Origin of the sequence: Tianweitania sp. (assembly GCF_032053605.1) — a bacterium.
GTDB lineage: Bacteria > Pseudomonadota > Alphaproteobacteria > Rhizobiales > Rhizobiaceae > Tianweitania.
The window spans coordinates 1-17719 of record NZ_DAMBUH010000042.1 but is presented as its reverse complement, the minus strand read 5'-3'; the positions used below and the strand labels follow the sequence as shown (position 1 = coordinate 17719).

Annotated in this window: 18 protein-coding genes; 5 read left to right on the top strand and 13 right to left on the bottom strand. The window is 61.0% G+C overall.

Annotated features, from left to right (window positions below; all coding sequences use genetic code 11):
* Position 1: 1 nt before the first annotated feature.
* The gene (locus RTX98_RS11375) at positions 2-1591 is read right to left on the bottom strand and encodes an ABC transporter substrate-binding protein (protein WP_312796675.1); all 1590 of its coding nucleotides are present in this window, start codon (positions 1589-1591) and stop codon (positions 2-4) included.
* 394 nt (positions 1592-1985) lie between these two features.
* Entirely contained in the window at positions 1986-2474 is a 489-nt protein-coding gene (gene dps, locus RTX98_RS11370) for a DNA starvation/stationary phase protection protein Dps (RefSeq protein ID WP_312796674.1), read from the bottom strand.
* Between the two features lie 182 nt (positions 2475-2656).
* Here dps and guaD point away from each other — a divergent pair, with 182 nt between their 5' ends.
* On the top strand, positions 2657-3964 hold the full coding sequence (guaD, locus tag RTX98_RS11365) for a guanine deaminase (RefSeq protein WP_312796673.1): 1308 nt from the start codon (positions 2657-2659) through the stop codon (positions 3962-3964).
* Positions 3965-3997: 33 nt separating this feature from the next.
* Here the strand turns inward: guaD and RTX98_RS11360 are convergent, their stop codons facing one another.
* The 7 genes from RTX98_RS11360 to RTX98_RS11330 form a co-directional block, all read right to left on the bottom strand.
* Entirely contained in the window at positions 3998-4297 is a 300-nt protein-coding gene (locus tag RTX98_RS11360) for a hypothetical protein (RefSeq protein WP_312796671.1), read from the bottom strand.
* A 231-nt stretch (positions 4298-4528) separates the two neighbouring features.
* Positions 4529-6004 carry a UdgX family uracil-DNA binding protein gene (locus RTX98_RS11355; RefSeq protein ID WP_312796669.1) on the bottom strand — a complete coding sequence of 492 codons (1476 nt, stop codon included), beginning with the start codon at positions 6002-6004 and terminating at the stop codon, positions 4529-4531.
* The gene (locus tag RTX98_RS11350; protein ID WP_312796667.1) at positions 6004-7239 is read right to left on the bottom strand and encodes a putative DNA modification/repair radical SAM protein; all 1236 of its coding nucleotides are present in this window, start codon (positions 7237-7239) and stop codon (positions 6004-6006) included. The genes RTX98_RS11355 and RTX98_RS11350 overlap by 1 nt, the downstream gene beginning before the upstream one ends.
* An 86-nt stretch (positions 7240-7325) precedes the next feature.
* Complete coding sequence (locus RTX98_RS11345; protein ID WP_312796665.1) at positions 7326-7610, bottom strand: hypothetical protein; 285 nt, start codon at positions 7608-7610, stop codon at positions 7326-7328.
* Between the two features lie 4 nt (positions 7611-7614).
* A complete protein-coding gene (locus RTX98_RS11340; protein ID WP_312796663.1) occupies positions 7615-8589 on the bottom strand; it encodes a WD40 repeat domain-containing protein in 975 nt (324 codons plus the stop codon).
* Positions 8590-8595: 6 nt separating this feature from the next.
* Positions 8596-9717, bottom strand: coding sequence for a GTP-binding protein (locus tag RTX98_RS11335; RefSeq protein WP_312796661.1), 1122 nt, complete (start codon positions 9715-9717; stop codon positions 8596-8598).
* A 92-nt stretch (positions 9718-9809) separates the two neighbouring features.
* Positions 9810-10568 (bottom strand): creatininase family protein, encoded by a 759-nt coding sequence (locus RTX98_RS11330; RefSeq protein ID WP_312796659.1) that lies wholly within the window; start codon positions 10566-10568, stop codon positions 9810-9812.
* A gap of 137 nt (positions 10569-10705) precedes the next feature.
* On the opposite strand from RTX98_RS11330, the gene RTX98_RS11325 reads away from it, so the two are divergent.
* Together RTX98_RS11325 and RTX98_RS11320 are read left to right on the top strand one after the other, a co-directional pair.
* Positions 10706-11194 (top strand): MarR family transcriptional regulator, encoded by a 489-nt coding sequence (locus RTX98_RS11325; RefSeq protein ID WP_312796657.1) that lies wholly within the window; start codon positions 10706-10708, stop codon positions 11192-11194.
* Positions 11195-11312: 118 nt separating this feature from the next.
* Positions 11313-12335: a LacI family DNA-binding transcriptional regulator gene (locus RTX98_RS11320; protein WP_312796687.1), complete on the top strand. Its 1023-nt coding sequence runs from the start codon at positions 11313-11315 to the stop codon at positions 12333-12335.
* 53 nt (positions 12336-12388) lie between these two features.
* On the opposite strand, the gene RTX98_RS11315 is transcribed toward RTX98_RS11320, so the two are convergent.
* Both RTX98_RS11315 and RTX98_RS11310 read right to left on the bottom strand, forming a co-directional pair.
* Entirely contained in the window at positions 12389-12715 is a 327-nt protein-coding gene (locus RTX98_RS11315; protein WP_312796656.1) for a hypothetical protein, read from the bottom strand.
* Between the two features lie 222 nt (positions 12716-12937).
* Positions 12938-13345: a hypothetical protein gene (locus tag RTX98_RS11310; RefSeq protein WP_312796655.1), complete on the bottom strand. Its 408-nt coding sequence runs from the start codon at positions 13343-13345 to the stop codon at positions 12938-12940.
* 164 nt (positions 13346-13509) lie between these two features.
* On the opposite strand from RTX98_RS11310, the gene RTX98_RS11305 reads away from it, so the two are divergent.
* The gene (locus RTX98_RS11305; RefSeq protein WP_312796654.1) at positions 13510-14481 is read left to right on the top strand and encodes a 2-hydroxyacid dehydrogenase; all 972 of its coding nucleotides are present in this window, start codon (positions 13510-13512) and stop codon (positions 14479-14481) included.
* A 3-nt stretch (positions 14482-14484) separates the two neighbouring features.
* Here the strand turns inward: RTX98_RS11305 and RTX98_RS11300 are convergent, their stop codons facing one another.
* Positions 14485-15252: a gamma-glutamyl-gamma-aminobutyrate hydrolase family protein gene (locus tag RTX98_RS11300; protein ID WP_312796653.1), complete on the bottom strand. Its 768-nt coding sequence runs from the start codon at positions 15250-15252 to the stop codon at positions 14485-14487.
* Positions 15253-15310: 58 nt separating this feature from the next.
* Complete coding sequence (locus RTX98_RS11295; protein WP_312796652.1) at positions 15311-15946, bottom strand: exopolysaccharide biosynthesis protein; 636 nt, start codon at positions 15944-15946, stop codon at positions 15311-15313.
* 291 nt (positions 15947-16237) lie between these two features.
* On the opposite strand from RTX98_RS11295, the gene RTX98_RS11290 reads away from it, so the two are divergent.
* The gene (locus tag RTX98_RS11290; protein WP_189505786.1) at positions 16238-17347 is read left to right on the top strand and encodes a TRAP transporter substrate-binding protein; all 1110 of its coding nucleotides are present in this window, start codon (positions 16238-16240) and stop codon (positions 17345-17347) included.
* Positions 17348-17719 lie beyond the last annotated feature (372 nt).

Below are 17719 nucleotides of genomic sequence, written 5' to 3'. Positions count from 1 at the left end.
CTCAGGCCTGGAGCCAGACGCGGATCGCGGCCTTCAGGTTGGAGGTTTCATGGTTGGGATCGACCACCCAGCCCTGAACTTCCTCGCGATGCGCATCGATGAAGTCGTTGAACATCGGCAGGATCAAGCCGCCATCGTCGCGCACTTTGGTTGCGGCGTCGCGGTAAAGCGCGGCGCGCTTGGTGTCGTCGAGTTCGGCGCGCGCCTGGAGGATGATCTTGTCGAAGCCTTCGTCGAAGAAGCGGGTGTCGTTCCAATCCGCGCCTTTGACATAGGCCGTCGAATACATGGAATCCTGCGTCGCGCGGCCACCCCAATAGGAAGCGCAGAACGGCTGTTTGTTCCAGACTTCGGTCCAGTATCCGTCGCCCGGCTCGCGCTTGACCTCGATCTGAATGCCGGCCTTCTGCGCCTGCTGCTGGAAGAGCTGCGAGGCATCCACGGCGCCGGGGAAGGCAACGTCGGAGGTTTGCAGCACGAGCGGGCCGCTGTGGCCGGACTTCTGATAATGGAACTTGGCCTTTTCCGGATCGTAAGCGCGCTGTTCGATGCCTTCGGGGAAGAGCGCATAGCTCTTGTTGATCGGGAAGTCGTTGCCCACGGAGGCATGGCCCTGCAGGATCTGCTGCACCATCTGCTCGCGATCAATGGCGAGCTTCAGCGCCATGCGCAAGTCGGCATTGTCGAACGGCGCGGTGTTGCAATGCATCAGGAAGACATAGTGGCCCTTGGAGGGGACGCTGACGATCTTCACGCCCGGCGCGCGGGCTAGAAGCGCCACGGTCTTCGGTTCGACGCGGTTGATGATGTGAACCTGGCCGGACTGAAGTGCTGCCATGCGGGCCGTGTTGTCGTTCATCACGATGACTTCGACGGAATCGACATGGCCGACATCGTCGCGCCAATAGCCGTCATACTTCGTCGACATGTGACGCACGCCCGGCTCGTCGACCTCGACCTTGTAAGGGCCGGTGCCGATACCATCGGCCGGATTGTCGAAGCCGCCATTGGGCTGGATGATGAGGTGGTAGTCAGTCAAAAGCAGCGGCAGGTCGGCATTGCCGCGCTGCAGCTGGAACACGACATTGTCGCCGTCGACCTTCACTTCCTTGATGTCGCCCAGCACGCCAAGGGCTGCCGATTTGGTGTTGGCGTCGGCATGGCGGCGGATGGTCTGCGCCACGTCTTCGGGCTTCATTTCCTTGCCGTTGTGGAACGTCACGCCCTTGCGGATCTTGAAGCTCCATTCAGCCGCATCCGGCGAGGAATCCCAGGACTCCGCGAGGACCGGCTGTGCCGATCCATCGGTCGGTGACTGGACCACCAGCAGTTCGCCCCAGGTCGAGGAAAAGTTCTGCGGCACCTGGGTCAGGATGGTTGCGGGGTCGAGGCTGTTGGTGGATTCGCCGCCCACCAGACCCATGCGCAAAGCGCCGCCTTTTTGCGGTGCCTGCGCCTTTGCGGAACTCGCCAGCAAGCCATTGGCGAAGGTGGCGCTGACGCCGAGCGCTGCCGCCCGGCCGAGAAAATCGCGTCGGCTCAACCGGCCCGATGCAACGCTGCGGCTCAAGAAATCGAGTTCGTTGGACATGCGTTTGTTCCTCACTCTGTCGGTGGTTGAGCCGATTAAACCGGCTTCATTGAAGGCGAGTATGACAAGGCGCCGGGCCCCTGTCACCCGATGGGATGCGACATGGCATGGCGTAATTGATACCGTCGCAAACAGGGTATCGTAACCCCGGATGCGCCAAATTTTTCCATCTTTCCTCGTAAAATTACCCAGGAAAGACAAAGTTTTCGCGCGGTGGACAGGAAAATCAGGAGGAAAGTGGGCCGTGTCGCAAATGCGTGGTTTGCGCGCCAGAAATAGGATTCGGTCGGATCGAGGTGCGTCGAAGCGTCGTTAAACGGCTCAGTTCAGGGCTTTCGGTGACGACCCTTCAAACAAAAAGCGAGCGGCCGTTTCAGCCGCTCGCTTTGGGATGTCAGGCAGCTTCCTGCACATGCGCTTCCAGGAACCAGAGGTTCTTGTCGAGCACACGCGAGAAGGCGGTGAAGATGTCGGCGGTGTCGGCATCACCCGCTTCGTCAGCCTCGTCGATCGACTTGCGAACGGCATTCGCCGTGTCGGCATAGCGGTCGATCAAAGCGGCCAGATGATCCTCGATCTTGTAGATACCGGTGGGATAGGCCGTCAGCTTGCTCTTTTCTGACACCGTCTCCTTGGTACCAAGCGCCGTACCGCCAAGCTGCACGGCGCGTTCTGCGATAATGTCGACATGCTCGTCGATCGCAGTGCGGAACTGATCCAGAAGTTCGTGGATCGCGATGAAACGCGGACCCTTGAGGTTCCAATGCGCCTGCTTAGTGATCAGCGCGAGGTCGATGGCGTCGGCAAGGCGCGCGTTCAGCAGCTCGATCGAGACTTGCTTGGTATTGGAAGGCGTGTCGTTCTTGGTCTGGTGCATTTTCATGATGGGTTCCTTTCCCTTCGCTTTCTATAGCACCAATGCCGCTAGTTTAGAACTGTTCCAATGTAGAGTGCATGGCAGCTTTGCGTGGCAAGCAGATCAGCCGATTGAATCACTGCCATCGCTTGCATTGCCGAACAGACCGGACGAAACACGGCACGCAATGATGAAGGATAGGTTTGTCGATGCGTGAAACGCTGATCCGAGGCCGCGTGCTGTGGTTTCTCCGCCGCCCGGAAAGCCGCGATGATCTTGCTGCCTGTTCTTACGATGAGGATGGTGCGGTGCTGGTGCGCGATGGCTTGATCGTGCAAGCCGGCGCCTATGATCGCGTGTCGCAGGTGGCAGGCAAGGGCGCGGAGATCATCGATCACCGGCCGCATCTGATCCTGCCGGGCTTCATCGACGCGCATGTCCACATGCCGCAAATGCAGGTCATCGCTTCCTACGGCACGGAACTGCTGGACTGGCTCAACACCTACACCTTCCCGGAAGAATCCAAGTTCCGCAATGCCCAGCACGGCCGCCGCATCGCGCGTCTGTTCCTCGACGAGAGCATACGGCACGGCACTACGACGGTCGCTGCCTATTGCTCGGTGCACAAGTCTTCCGCCGAAGCCTTCTTCGAGGAGGCACACACTCGCAACATGATGGTTATCGCCGGCAAGGTGATGATGGACCGCAATGCGCCGGACGCGGTGCTCGACACCGCGCAAACGGCTTATGACGACTCAAAGGCGCTGATCGAAACCTGGCACAATCGCGGCCGCCAGCGTTACGCCATCACGCCCCGTTTCGCGCTGACCTCGACGCCCGAACAGCTAGAAGCCGCCGGTGCGCTGGCGCACGAGTATCCCGATTGCCACGTGCAGACGCATTTGTCGGAAAACCACGCCGAGATCGCCGAGACCATGGCGCTCTATCCCGGCCTACAGGACTACACCGCCATCTACGAACATTACGGCCTGACCGGCCCGAGGAGCCTGTTCGGCCACTGTATCCATTTGTCTGAACGTGAAGCCGATGCGCTGTCTGACAGCGGCTCCGTCGCCGTGTTCTGCCCGACATCCAACCTGTTCCTGGGCTCCGGCCTGTTTGCCTATCACCGCTACAATCGCCGCGAGAAGCCACTGCGCGTTGCCGTCGCCAGCGATGTCGGGGGCGGCACCAACTATTCGCTGCTGCGCACCATGGACGAAGCCTACAAGGTCATCGCGCTGCAAGGCGAAAAGCTTAACCCGCTCGCCTCCTTCTGGCAGATCACGCGCGGCAATGCCGAAGCGCTGTCGATCAGCGACAAGGTCGGCACACTGGACGCCGGCACCGACGCCGATCTCGTTGTACTCGATGCGTCCGTGACGCCGACCATGGCGCTGCGCATGGAAACGGTTCGCTCGCTGGCGGAAGAACTCTTCCTGCTGCAAACGCTGGGCGACGACCGTGCCGTGCGCGAAGTGTATGTGGCGGGCAGGGCGGTGAAAGGTGGCTCTTAAGTCAATCGCTTGGATGGCGGCTTCCGACGCGATCTATGCCGGCGCTATGGCCTGGACGACACCCCGGCCAACAACCTTGTCCAACTCACGGATCTCAAACACGTCGCCAACGTGGATAGAGGGGCCGAAAAACTCCCAGCTCGGGAACACAATTGAGGCGATCAGACTCTCGCCGGGGTAATGGATTTGATCATCGGTATAGGTGTGAAATCCGGTGGCAAGATAGTCCACGCCAGGAAACTTGTGATACGGATCATAGCCTGTCCGAACGCCGTCAGACTTGGGATAGGGCACGTCTTTCGAGAGTGTCAGCAATGCTTTGACGTGAAACATGACAGTGCCTCGCACCCGTTCATGACAAAGTTTCTGATTTCTCCTGATTCATCAAGCTGAGGTGACGTTCGAGTAGCTGTGAGCCTCAGTGGAGATGAAGTGCGAACAGTCGCTAATTGGACTACAGCTTCCATCGCAACACACCGGTCACCAATCACTGCAAAGATCGGTCAAACTGTCCGCTTCTGCCATCTCTGCGCGATCTAGGCGTCAGCCTTATTGGGGCAGTGTTTACGCCGCCATCAGTTTCTTCACCGCGTGCATATCGGCGACAAACCGGGCATGTTCGGCTTCCTTGTCGCGCGGATCGGGAATGCGCAGGATAAACGACGGGTGGATCGTCAAGAACACGCGCAGACCATCCTCGCGCGTCACCACCTGACCACGCATCTTGGTGACTGCGATTGCCTTGCCGAGCAGTGACAATGCGGCCGTTGCGCCCAGCGCCACGGCCAGATCCGGCTTGATCAGTTTCAGCTCGTGATCGATCCACCAGCGGCAGGCACTAACTTCGCCGGCATTGGGCTTGGCGTGGATGCGGCGTTTGCCGCGCAGTTCGAACTTGAAGTGTTTCACGCTATTGGTGACATAGGTGATGGAGCGATCGACGCCGGCTTCTTCCAGCACGCCATCGAACACCTTGCCGGCAGGACCGACGAACGGGCGCCCGGCGATATCCTCCTGGTCACCCGGTTGTTCGCCGACAAAGACGATGCGCGCGTCATCGGGACCTTCGCCGAACACGGTCTGCGTGGCATTCGCCCAGAGCGGACAGCGGCGGCAGCCCTTGGCTGCATCGCGCAACTCGTCGATCGTGGTGGCATCCGCGCCATCGCCGATTTCGGGCTCGGCCTTGGACCAGTGCTTGGCGCGCACGGTTTCATGATGAGGGGCTGGGATGGTCGGCATCCTGGCTATCATCTCCTGAGCGGACTTCTCAGCGCCCGCGATCAGATCAGGAATGAGCGTGGCCTCCGGCAGGTTCCGCCAATATTTCTTCGGCATCTCCGCCTGCATCGCCTTTACCTTCAGCCGCGCGGGATTGAAGATGTTGGCGTAATAGGTCTTCCACAGCGCTTCGAGGTCATCGTCGCTCGGCGCGTCCCGCTTCTCGGCACCCGGCCCGAAGCGCAGGGTTTCGCCATCCCAGTCGGCCGAAAGCTCCGGCGTCAGGATCGTCCAATTCATGCCGGTGAAGCGGCGCTGGAAAAAGGGCGCGTTGCGCTCGACGATGTGATGCTGCGGCTCGAACCAAGCGACATAGCGCTCGACCTCGCCTTCCACGATCTGCCGGAAGCGCACGAAAGCGCGCATCTTGTGAATGTCGCGGCGCACGCTTTTTGCCATCTCGCTTAAGCGGATGATGTCGCGGTCGGACGCGATCTTCATCAGATCGTGGTCGGATCGCAGCCGGAACAGGATGCGATAGAGCAGGGCAAAGCGCTGCGGGTCGGAATGGCAGATTACCAGTTCGGCCAAATCCACGAAGGCGCGCGGCACGTTCATTGTCGCGCCATCAGGCACATCGGGCAGCGGCTCGCGCGAACCGAACAGATCGCCATTGCTGCCAGTCGACCATGTCACGCGATCCGACGGCACCTCGTTCAGCGCAAGCCGCCGCGCAGCGTCGCGCCAGCCGGCGAAATCCGTTTCGCCATCGAGCAGGGCATCGAAGGAGAAGGGGAGTGGCTTCGGCTGGGCGCCCATCAGAACAGGCTCAGCTGTTGCGGTTTTGGCACCAGCTTCTGGCGCAAATGCTGCGTGTCGGTCAGCCCGCCCGGCGACCAGCCTTCCGCCACAAGGAACGGCCGCACCTTGGCAACGGACGCGCAGAGCTTGCCGACATCTTCCAGCCTGAGACGGCGATAACGCCGCACTTCCAGGATCTTCGTCACCGCCTTGGTGCCAAGCCCCGGCACGCGCAGCAGCATCTCCCGGCTGGCGCGGTTCACATCCAGCGGAAACTGTCCACGATTGGCCAGCGCCCAGGCGAGCTTGGGATCGACCTGCAGATCGAGCATGCCGTCGGCCTGATCGGCAACGATCTCCTGTTCCGAAAACCCGTAAAAGCGCATGAGCCAATCCGCCTGATACAGCCGATGCTCGCGCATCAACGGCGGCTTCATCGACGGAAGGGCAGCGGACGAATCCGGAATCGGGCTGAAGGCGGAGAAATAAATGCGGCGCAGATGATAGGAGCCGTAAAGACGCGCGCTGGTCTTGAGGATCGTCGCATCGGTCGTCTGGTCGGCCCCCACGATCATCTGCGTGGATTGCCCGCCCGGCGCAAAGCGCTCGCGGCGCTTGGTCTTCATGGTAGGCTCGGACTTCTCCTCGATCCGCGAACGCAGATTCGCCATCGACAGCCGGATCGTTTCCGGCTTCTTTTCCGGCGCGAGCCGCTTTACGCCCTCATCGGTCGGCAGTTCGACATTGATCGACAAACGGTCGGCATACTTACCCGCCGCATCCAGCAATTCCGGCGCGCATTCGGGAATGGTCTTGAGGTGGATATAGCCGCCGAACTTGTGCACCTCGCGCAACTGCCGCGCGATCTCCACCATCTCGCCCATCGTCTCATCCGGCGAGCGGATGACGCCGGAAGACAAAAACAGGCCCTCGATATAGTTGCGCTTGTAAAAATTCAGCGTGAGCTGCACGACCTCATCCACCGTGAAACGGGCGCGCTTCACATTGGAGGACGAACGATTGATGCAGTACGAGCAATCGTAGATGCAGAAGTTGGTCAGAAGGATCTTCAGCAGCGAGATACAGCGGCCGTCCGGCGCATAGGCATGGCAGATGCCGGAGCCTTCAGTCGAACCTATGCCGCCCGACTTCAGCGAATTGCGTTTCGCCGCCCCTGAGGATGCGCAGGATGCATCATACTTTGCGGCATCCGAAAGGATCGCCAGCTTTTCGCGAGTGCTGAGAACGGCCATACGTTCATAATATGTTCTCTGCTCAACCGTTCCAGCGGAAACGAAGATGCCGTAGCGTCATCCTGACACAATTCGGCGATCGGAGTTTAAGCTGTCGGAATGAAGATTGTAGCCCGGTCAGCAAGAAAGTGCTTATCCAGCATGTCCTGGATGATCCGGCGCGTTCGTGCGACTGTCGCACGTGAACGTGCTTCGACCTCGTGCGTGGTGACCGCTTCATCCACCAACGCGATATTCATCGAGGCAATCTTCGTGGCTTTGAAAGCGAGGTAAAGTTCCTCGCCGAAGATCCAGATCTTGTAGGAGATGTCGCGGTGCTCGTCGGACGAGAGGCCATCAAGATCAAACTGAATGATGATCCGATGACCCATTGTCTTACCCCGCGATGTCGATCACGCCGCAGTCGCCGGTTTCCGTGCCGAAGGCCAGTCGGCGCTCGTCCTTGTCCCAGTTCATAGTGGAAATCGGCCCTTTACCCTCGCGCTTGAGCAGGATTTCCTTTTGGTCCGCGACTCGCACGGCCAGCACCATGCCGTCGGCATAGCCGATCGCCAGGATTTCCTCGCTGGGATGGAAGGCAACGGCGGTGACCATCGTGTTGCCGCGTGTGCCGAGTTCCAGCGGCGGCTTGCCCATCGGGCCGTCCTTGCCTTGGAAGGGCCAGACGATCGCGGCCGGCGCACCGGAGGAGGCGAGCCAGCGTCCCTTCGCCGACCAGGAAAAGCTCTTCACCTTTGCGGGATAGCCGGTCATGCGCATGTGGCGGCCATCCGACAGCTTCCAGCCGTGCAGCGCGTTTTCCTGCATGGTGGTGACGAGGAAATCGCCGTTGGGCGAGAACGTCACGCCGGTGTGTGCGCCGGCCCATTCCATTTCCACCGGCTTGCCCTCGGTGCCCGGAAAATGCAGCGTCACGCCATTGTAGCGGGCGACGCCGAAGCGCAGGCCCTTGGGCGCAAAAGCCAGACCTTCCACCGAGCGCGGATGCTCGAACGGCTTGATCGTGCCATTGGCAAGGCGCGCATAGGCCGTGCGGCCGCTGCCGAAGGCAAGCACGCCTTGCGGCCCGGCAGCCACTGAGGTGATCCACTTGCGCGGCGCTTCATGCAGCACCTCGACTGTGGCCTGGCCACCGGAACGGCAAACCTTGCCGTCCTCGCCGCCGGTCAGCAGCGTTTTGCCGGAGTGTTCGACGCTCGCGCAAAGCAGGCCGTCATGAAGCTCCGTCCATTGATGGCCATGGTCGAGGCGGTGGATCGTGCCATCGGCCAGAGCGAAATGCGGCACGCCGTCCAGAAAAACGGCGGCGATGCAGTGACCGTCGAGGTCAAGTGGTGCAACAGTGGGCATGCTTGCTTACTGGGCCTGGCAAGCTTCGAAGGAGCGGGTCAGCTTCTCGCGGTCGAGATCCCTACCGATGAAGACGAGGCGCGATTCATGCTTCTCGTCATCCTTCCAGGCACGCTGGTGGTCGCCTTCCACAATCATGTGGACGCCCTGCACGACATAGCGGTCCGGATCGTCCTTGATCGCAATGATGCCCTTGAGGCGCAGGATGTTCGGACCATCGGTCTGCGTGACCTTGTCCAGCCACGGGAAGAAGCGTTTCGGATCCATCTCGCCGCCGCGCAGCGAGATCGACTGCACCGTCACGTCATGGATCGGCGAGACGTCGCCATGGTGGTGGTGATCGTGGTCATGATCGTGATGATGATGGTCATGCCCATGATCATGGTGGTGATGATCATGGCCGCAGTCCGGACCGCAAACATGGTCATGCCCGTGGTCGTGATCATGCGCTTCCTCGAGGAAGTGCGGATCGTTGAGCAGCACGCGATTGAGGTCGAAGGCGCCGCGATCGAGCACATTGGCGAGGTCGACGCCCGAACGCGTCGTACGATAGATCTTGGCGGCGGGATTGATGGCGCGGATCGTGGCTTCCACCTTGCGCACTTCGTCTTCGGAAACGAGATCGACCTTGTTCAGCACGACCACATCGGCGAAGGCAATCTGGTCTTCGGCCTCGCGGCTGTCCTTCAAGCGCATCGGCAGGTGCTTGGCGTCGACCAGGGCGACCACGGCATCGAGCCGGGTCTTGGCGCGCACATCGTCATCCATGAAGAAGGTCTGTGCCACCGGCACGGGATCGGCGAGGCCGGTTGTTTCCACCACGATCGCATCGAAGCGGCCGGGACGGCGCATCAGGCCTTCCACGACGCGGATCAGGTCGCCGCGCACCGTGCAACACACGCAGCCATTGTTCATCTCGTAGATTTCCTCGTCGGATTCCACGATCAGGTCGTTGTCGATGCCGATCTCGCCGAATTCATTGACGATCACCGCATAGCGCTTGCCATGCGCTTCGGACAGGATGCGGTTGAGAAGCGTGGTCTTGCCGGCGCCGAGATAGCCGGTCAGAACGGTGACGGGGATCTGTGCGGGAGCCTGTGGTGCTGCTGAGATTGCGGCTTCGCTCATGGCGGACCTCTTAGGGATGTTATAGTGTTTCGTCTGTCCATATAGGACGATGTTATGGCGATTGCACGACCTGATCGCGCGAGAGCAGCTTCCTAATCGAAACGCGCGAGGTCGAAGCGCGCGACATCCTCAAGCAGTTCCACGAAGCCGCGTGCGGCATGATCGAGGATGCGATTGCCGAGTTCCAACGTCGCGGCCGCCGCGTTTCCGACGACCCCTTCCGCAGACAGATCGCTCATCAGCCAACCGAAAGCATGCGGCCCATAAGCGCGCAGATGCTTGAAGCGGGTGATGAAGTCGCTTTGACGGGTGGCAAAATCTCGCGCTTGTCTCATATCGACGCGATCCGGTGCCAGCGCCAGCATGACCGCCGTTTCAATCAAGCCGCCGTGGATGCCGAGCGCTTTTTCTTCCGCCGATACCAACCCTTCCGGCAAGCCAAAGCGCGTCCAGCTCGTCGCCACCGCCAGCATGTTGAAGCGCTGCCGCAACTCGGTTGTGACCACGGTCATCAAAGGCGAGTTGCCGCCATGCGCGTTGAGCAGCACGAAGCGGCGCACGCCGGCTTTGTTCAAACTCGCGCCGATGCCAATCCAACGCTCGATCGCTTCGCTGTAGGACAAGCTCCTGGTGCCCGCGACATGCAGGTGCTCGGGAGAGTAGCCGACGGGCTCCACAGGCAGAAAGTGCACATCGAGCGCTGCCGGCAACAGCGCCTTCGCGCGTTCAGCCACGCCTTGCGCGATGATCGTGTCCGTTTCGAACGGCAGATGCGGCCCATGTTGCTCGGTTGCGCCCAGCGGCAACACGGCAATGGTGGATGGTCGTTTGTCGGCTTCTGTTTTCGTCATCTGCTTGTAACATCACCGTGGCAAGCGAGCACTGCCCATAAAGGGTTCCGGCACACGCGCCGCCTTATGAGTTCAGGCTCTAGAAGGCGTAAGGTGCCCGGATAATCAAGTCGTGGTCAGGCGGTCCCGAGGGAAAGATGGCAAAATCGGAAAAAGGGACGGTGCTGACGCGCCTCCAATCCAGTGCAAGGCTTTCGCGCACGACACTCGCCTCGCGTCTGCTCGCCCACGGCTTCTATGCCGGCCAGGACCAGATCATGCTGGCTTTGGCACAGGATGACGGCCAGACGCCAAGTCAACTCGCCGCTCGGCTCGGCGTGCGCCCGCCAACCATCACCAAGACGATCAATCGTCTAGCGGGGCAGGGCTTTCTCGTGAAAGCGCAGTCTACCGAAGATGCGCGCCAGGCGCATGTGTCGCTCACCGAAACCGGCCGTGATGCGATCAAGGCCATCGAGAAGTCGATCCGTAAGACCGAAAAACTTGCGCTGAAGGGCTTCGACAAGAAGGACCAGAAGACGCTCTTCAAGCTCCTGATGAAGATCGAGGGTAACCTGACCGGCGCCGTTGCCGAAACCGATGCCGAAGACGTCATCGAACTCGAAGAAGCGGTCGCTGCGGAATAGCGCCCCAACAGGGGATGCCAAAAACAGTTCCGTCTTCGTCTTCTGCATGGCATAAGCCCCATCAACCGATTTAGGGGGCGTGTTTGTCCCCGATCCTGGTGCGGCTCGGAGGATCAAGCTGGCGCAGAAGATCAAACTGTCGACGATTGCGGATGCGCTCGGCGTGTCGACGGCTACCGTTTCGCTGGCTCTGCGTGACAGTCCGCTCGTTGCCGGCTCGACGCGTGAACGCATCAAGGAGCATGCGCGCGCGATCGGCTATATCTACAATCGCCGCGCCGCCAGCCTTCGCACGTCGCGGTCCGGCATTGTCGGTGTCGTGGTTCACGACATCATGAACCCCTTCTTTGCGGAAATCCTGCGCTCCATCGAAACCGAGCTCGACCGCAGCCGCCAGACCTTCATTCTCTCCAACCACTATGACCAGCTCGAAAAGCAGCGCACCTTCATGGACACGCTGCTGCAACTCGGCGCCGATGGCGTAATCATGTCGCCGGCGATCGGCACACCGGCCGCCGACATCGGCATGGCTGAAGACAACGGCTTGCCCGTCGTGCTGATTGCGCGCGACGTGGTCGGCGCCGAAGTGCCGGTTTTCCGCGGCAACGACGCGTTCGGCGTTGGCCTGGCCACGCATCACCTCATTTCGCTGGGACATCGCCGCATCGCGATGGTCGGCGGCACCGACCAGACCTCGACCGGTCGCGATCGCTATCAAGGCTATGTCGCCGCCATGGAACGGGCCGGGATTGCGGTCGATCCGGGCTGGCGGGTTGCCGGTCCGCGCACGAAGCTCGCCGGGTTCGAGGCTGCGCCGCGCTTCCTCGACATTGCAGACAAGCCGACGGCAGCCGTGTGCTGGAACGATCTGGTGGCGATCGGCTTGATGAACGGTCTGGCCCGCGCGGGCCTGGTACCGGGCGTCGATGTATCCGTCACCGGTTATGACGATCTGGAAGAAGCGTCCATTGCCACCCCGGCTCTGACCACGGTTTGGAACGGCCAGCGTGAAGTCGGACGGAGGGCGGCGCGTGCCTTGCTCGACCGTTTGAACGGCGCGACCGTGCATCTGCCGCAGGATCTGATTACGCCTGAGCTGCATGTTCGCCAGTCCACCGGACAGGCAATCGAGCGCAGCTGAAAACGAAAAAAGCGGCCATGAAGGCCGCTTCTTCGTTTCGATCACAGCTCGGCTTAGTTCGAGCTGTCGAACATGCCAAGGCCGCTCTCGTTGCGGGTGTCCGCCGGAACTGCCTTGTTGTCCTTCACCACCGAGCGAATGCGCGGCTGTGCGGGCGAACCGTCGCGCATGACCTTGCCGATCGACTGGGTGGTCGAACGGTCGACATTGCTGCCGGTCGCCGCGTTACGCGGCGAGCTGTCTGGACCGCGGTAGTAAGCGCCACCCTGATCAAAAAGACCAGCGCCGGCTTCGGTCTTGGAACCAACGGCCTGAGCGGACGCAACACCAGCGGTTGCACTCAGAACGGCGGCGGCAATAGCAAGCATCTTCATAGACATAATCAAATCCTGTCAGTTCTTAATGGCTGTCGCGAACGGCTATGATGGATCTTGTTCGCGACTGCAGCAGAAACGATGGTGCAGCGCAAAAGTTGCGCGGCTTACAAGTTTGTGAAGATGCGTGATGGCGCGGCCTTCAAGCGACTGGCTGTTCTAACTTACGCACAAACAAAAACAGCGGGCCGAAGCCCGCTGTTTTCAAGCAGTTCGGTAAGCCGAAGCTTACTTCATGCCGTTGACCTTCTTACACACGTTCAGCGTGGACTCTGGCGTGTCCTTGTTCTGAGCGGTGAACTCGTCCGTGCAGCCATCGCGAACAGCCTGCTGCTCTTCTGGGCTTAGGCCCTTCCAATAGGTCGCAACGTCGGCATCCGACTTCATGGTGCCCATCGAGGAGTCGGTGTAGAAGTTACCGACAACCGACTGGCTCGGCAGAGCCGGAGCAACTGCAGTACCTGCGCCCTTGTTGCCGACCGATTCACCTGGCAGTTCCGGCACGCCCTGCTGCGTGTTCTGGCCGGTTGCTTCCGAACCACCCGACTGGGTCGGGGTCTCGATAGCGGTCTGAGCATAGGCTGCGCCGGCAGTCATCGACATGGCGAGAGCGAGTGCGAAAAGCTTGGTCTTCATAGCAAATTCCTTTCGTGATCTCAGGTTGGACCATCGTAGCGGACGATCACACATATAACTCCGCTTGTTAGCCAAGGTTCCCCGCCGCCTTCAGAAGAAGACTCTGTTTTCGATCACTGCTTTGGCATAGTGAGCAAATTCTTGACTGAGCGGGAGCACGCTTCATGACCACCAGCCGTCCCTTGATCCTCGTCACCGGCAAGTTGATCCCGCATGTGCTGAAGCGCCTTGCCGCCAAGTTCGAGATCAAGGAGATCGCTCGGCCGGATGCCGATCTGCTGACGCCGGATGACCGCGAGCAGGTGCGCGGCGTTGCAGCGAGCTTCCTCGGCGCGTCCGCTCCTTTTATCGACGCGCTGCCCAAGCTCGAGATTATTGCCAGCTTCGGTGTCGGCTATGATGCCGTGGATGCCGGTCATGCCGCACAACGAAACGTCGTCGTCACCAACACGCCCGATGTTCTGACGGACGAAGTCGCCGACACCGCCATCGCACTTCTGTTGAACACCGTGCGCGGCTTCGGCCAAGCCGAGCGCTTCCTGCGCGCCGGCCAGTGGCCGCAGGGTCCCTTCCCACTGTCGAAGGGAACGCTGCGCGGCCGCCGGATCGGCATCTTCGGCATGGGCCGCATCGGTCTGGCCATCGCCCGCCGGCTGGAAGGGTTCGGCGTTCAGATCGCCTATCACAACCGCCGCCCCGTCGAAGGCGTATCCTACACCTACCACGCCACGCTCAAGGAGTTGGCCGCGGCCTGCGATACGCTGATCGACGTCGCGCCCGGCACACCGGAAACCACCCGTGCGGTCGACGCCGACATCCTCCAGGCGCTGGGGGCTGATGGCGTGTTCATCAATGTCGGCCGTGGTGCGACAGTCGATGAGCCGGCCCTGATTGAAGCCCTGCAAGCCAGAACCATCCTCGCTGCCGGTCTCGATGTATTCGCGAACGAGCCCCACGTGCCGCAAGCGCTGATCGATGCGGACTACGCCACCTTGCTGCCGCATGTCGCCTCGGCCTCGCAGCATACGCGCGAAGCCATGGCCGACCTGCTGGTCAACAATCTCGAAAGCTGGTTCAGCAGGGGTGAGGCTCTGACGCCCGTTCCCGAAACCGCCGCGATAAGCCGGAAAGCCTGAGCCTTATTCAGCCGCCTGTTGCAGCCCGCGTGCCGCATAGGCGCGCACGGCATCGCCGAAAGCGCGGAACAACTGGCCGGAGGCTTCGTCGCTGGCCGCCCAATATTCGGGATGCCACTGCACGCCCACCGCAAAGGCCTTGGCATCCTTCACCGACACGGCTTCCACCGTGCCATCGGGCGCCACCGCCTCCACCTGCAAGCGATCGCCCAGCCGATCCACGGCCTGGCGATGCACGCTGTTGATCGTGATGTCGCCCGCGCCAAACACACCGGCCAGGCACGAGCCTGGCTTGATCGTCACGGGCTGGTGGATGGCGAAGCGCTCATCCTGGGTGGCCTCTTCGGGCGCGCGATGATCCATCGCGCCTTCGCGCTCCTGGATCTCGGCGGCCAGCGATCCGCCCATCGCGACGTTCATTTCCTGGATGCCGCGGCAGATCGCGAGCAGCGGAATGCCGCGCTCGATCGCCCGGCGGATCAGGGGCAGGGACGTCGCGTCGCGGTCGGGATCATAAGGTCCGTTCGCTTCGGTGGCTTCCTGGCCGTAGAGCGAGGGGTGCACATTGCTTTTGGAGCCGGTGATCATCACACCGTCGACGCGATCGAGCAGACCGTCGATGTCGACCCGCTCACCGAAGGATGGCACCAGCACCGGCATCACGCCCGCCACAGACACCGCCGCTTCCAGATATTGGTGCGGCGTCGCATGCCAAGTGTAGTTATCAAAGGCACGCTTGTCGGTCGGCACGGCAATGATGGGCAGGGACATCACGAACTCTCCAGGTCGCCGGATATGTAAACCCGGCCCAGTATCACGCCAAGGGACCTCAGCCGCCGAAGAACGAGGCCAGGCCCTGACCGGCGGCAAAGGCGGCATAGGCCAAAGCTGCGAAATAGATGACGGTCGCCACCAGCGTGAGATAGCCGAGGATCACGAAAACGCCGTCGCGCTGCGAAACGCCGAGGCACAGAAACAGGATCGCAAAAGCCGGCAGCGTGTTGGAAAACGGGATCAGGCCCAGCGGAAAGATCAGCAGAATGCCACCAGCCATGATGCCGAAGCCGTTCAGCCGGTTGATGAAGGCGCCGTCGGTCAGTGTCCGCACGCGCGGCCGGATCACGCGCTCGATCTTCGCCACCATATCGGCGCCGCGCTTCAGAATGCCGTTCAGCTTGTCGGCGTCGAGCGGGCGGTCCATCAAACGCTCGGGCAGCCAGGGCGCGCGATTGGTGATGATGCCGACGCTGATCAGGATGATCGCGGCACCGAACACGGTCGAGACGCCGGGAATGGAAACGGGCAGCAGGAAGGGAATCGTCAGCAGCGCGCAAAGCAGCAGAAGACCCTGCTCGCCGATCAGCCGCACCAGTTCGCGCAAGGTGACATGCTCGCCGCGGATCTGGCTGATCGTGCGCATGAGCGCGTCGCGCAGCGACTCCGAACTGTCCTGAAAAGTCGCCATGCTGATCGTGATCCGATTTATCGTCATTGATGTTTGCGGCACGAAGCCACAGCGCGCCTAATATGTGGTTACGCCTTCCGTTTCCAGACCAATGCAGCTGCCTTTTGTTCATTAAAGACCGCGCGCGCAACCATGCCATCAGGTGCGCCTAAGTGTTTATGTCGCGCTGCTAGACACTACCGGTGCAGCGTGTATTCATGCGCTACCAAGCCGGTCGCCAACTGGCGTCGGGGGGAGCTTCTAACAAGAATTCGGCATCACGGATTCGAGACGATGGCGGAGGAGAGCATCATGGATCGTCGTACATTTATCACCAAGGCAGGCTTTGCAGGCGCTGGCGCTGCTGCCGCTGCCACGACCCTGGCCGCCCCGGCCATCGCGCAGTCCAACCCGAAGATCACCTGGCGCATCGCCTCGTCTTTCCCGAAGTCGCTTGAAACCATTTATGGCGGCGCTCCGGATCTCGCCAAGATGATGAGCGAGGCAACCGAGGGCAACTTCACCTTACAGCCCTTCGCTGCCGGCGAAATCGTGCCGGGCCTGCAGGCGATGGATGCGGCGTCGTCCGGCACTGTGGAAGCCGCCCATACCGTCGGCTATTATTATGTCGGCAAGGACCCGACCTGGGCCCTCGGCTCGGCCGTCCCCTTCGCGCTCAACGCGCGCGGCATGAACGCCTGGATGTATCATGGCGGCGGCATGGCTCTTTATAACGAGTTCCTGGGCAAGAGCGGGCTGATCGGTTTTCCGGGCGGCAATACCGGCACGCAGATGGGCGGCTGGTTCCGCAAGGAAATCAAGACACCTGCTGATCTTCAGGGCCTCAAGATGCGCATCGCCGGCATCGCCGGCCAGGTGCTGAGCAAGCTCGGCGTGGTTCCGCAGCAGCTCGCCGGCGGCGACATCTATCCGTCGCTCGAGCGTGGCACGATCGATGCGGCCGAATGGGTCGGCCCGCATGACGACGAAAAGCTCGGCTTCCAGAAGGTCGCACCGTTCTATTACTATCCCGGCTTCTGGGAAGGTGGCCCGACCGTCCACTTCATGTTCAACAAGGCGGCCTATGATGGTCTTCCGGAGCACTACAAGTCGCTGCTGCGCACGGCATGCCAGGCAACCGACGCGAACATGCTGCAGAAATACGACTACCTGAACCCCATTGCGATCCGCAAACTGGTCGCGAACGGCGCGCAGCTGCGTCCGTTCAGCCCCGAAATCATGCAGGCCTGCTTCGATGCCACGAACGAGTTGTTCGCCAGCATCGAAACCACCAATGCCGATTTCAAGAAGATCTGGGAATCCATCAAGGCCTTCCGAAAGGAAAACTACCTCTACACCCAGGTCGCCGATTACCCCTTCGACAGCTTCATGGTCTCGCTTCAGCGCGCCAACAAGTTGTAAGGGCAGCCATCATCCAGCATCAAACCCCGGCCACCGAGCCGGGGTTTTTTGTTGGTGGAAGCGGGTGGGGTGCGGCTAACCCCAATCGTCCTCATCCTGAGGTGCGAGCCCGCAAGACGATGGCAAAGACTAGCTTTGTTGAACGGGCGAGCCTCGAAGGACGCACAACCTTCAAGCAGCTCTTCCCTCCTCTCATAAGGAGCGAAGGCAGAACGGTGATTGCTGCACACTCTTCGTCATCCTTGGGCGGAGCCGGAGCGTCAGCGAAGGCGCAGACCCGAGGATGACGAAGCGGGGAGGGTGCGGCCAACCCCAATCGTCCTCATCCTTGTATATTGCAATTGGTGCATACTATCGGCGTCGGGTGGTCAT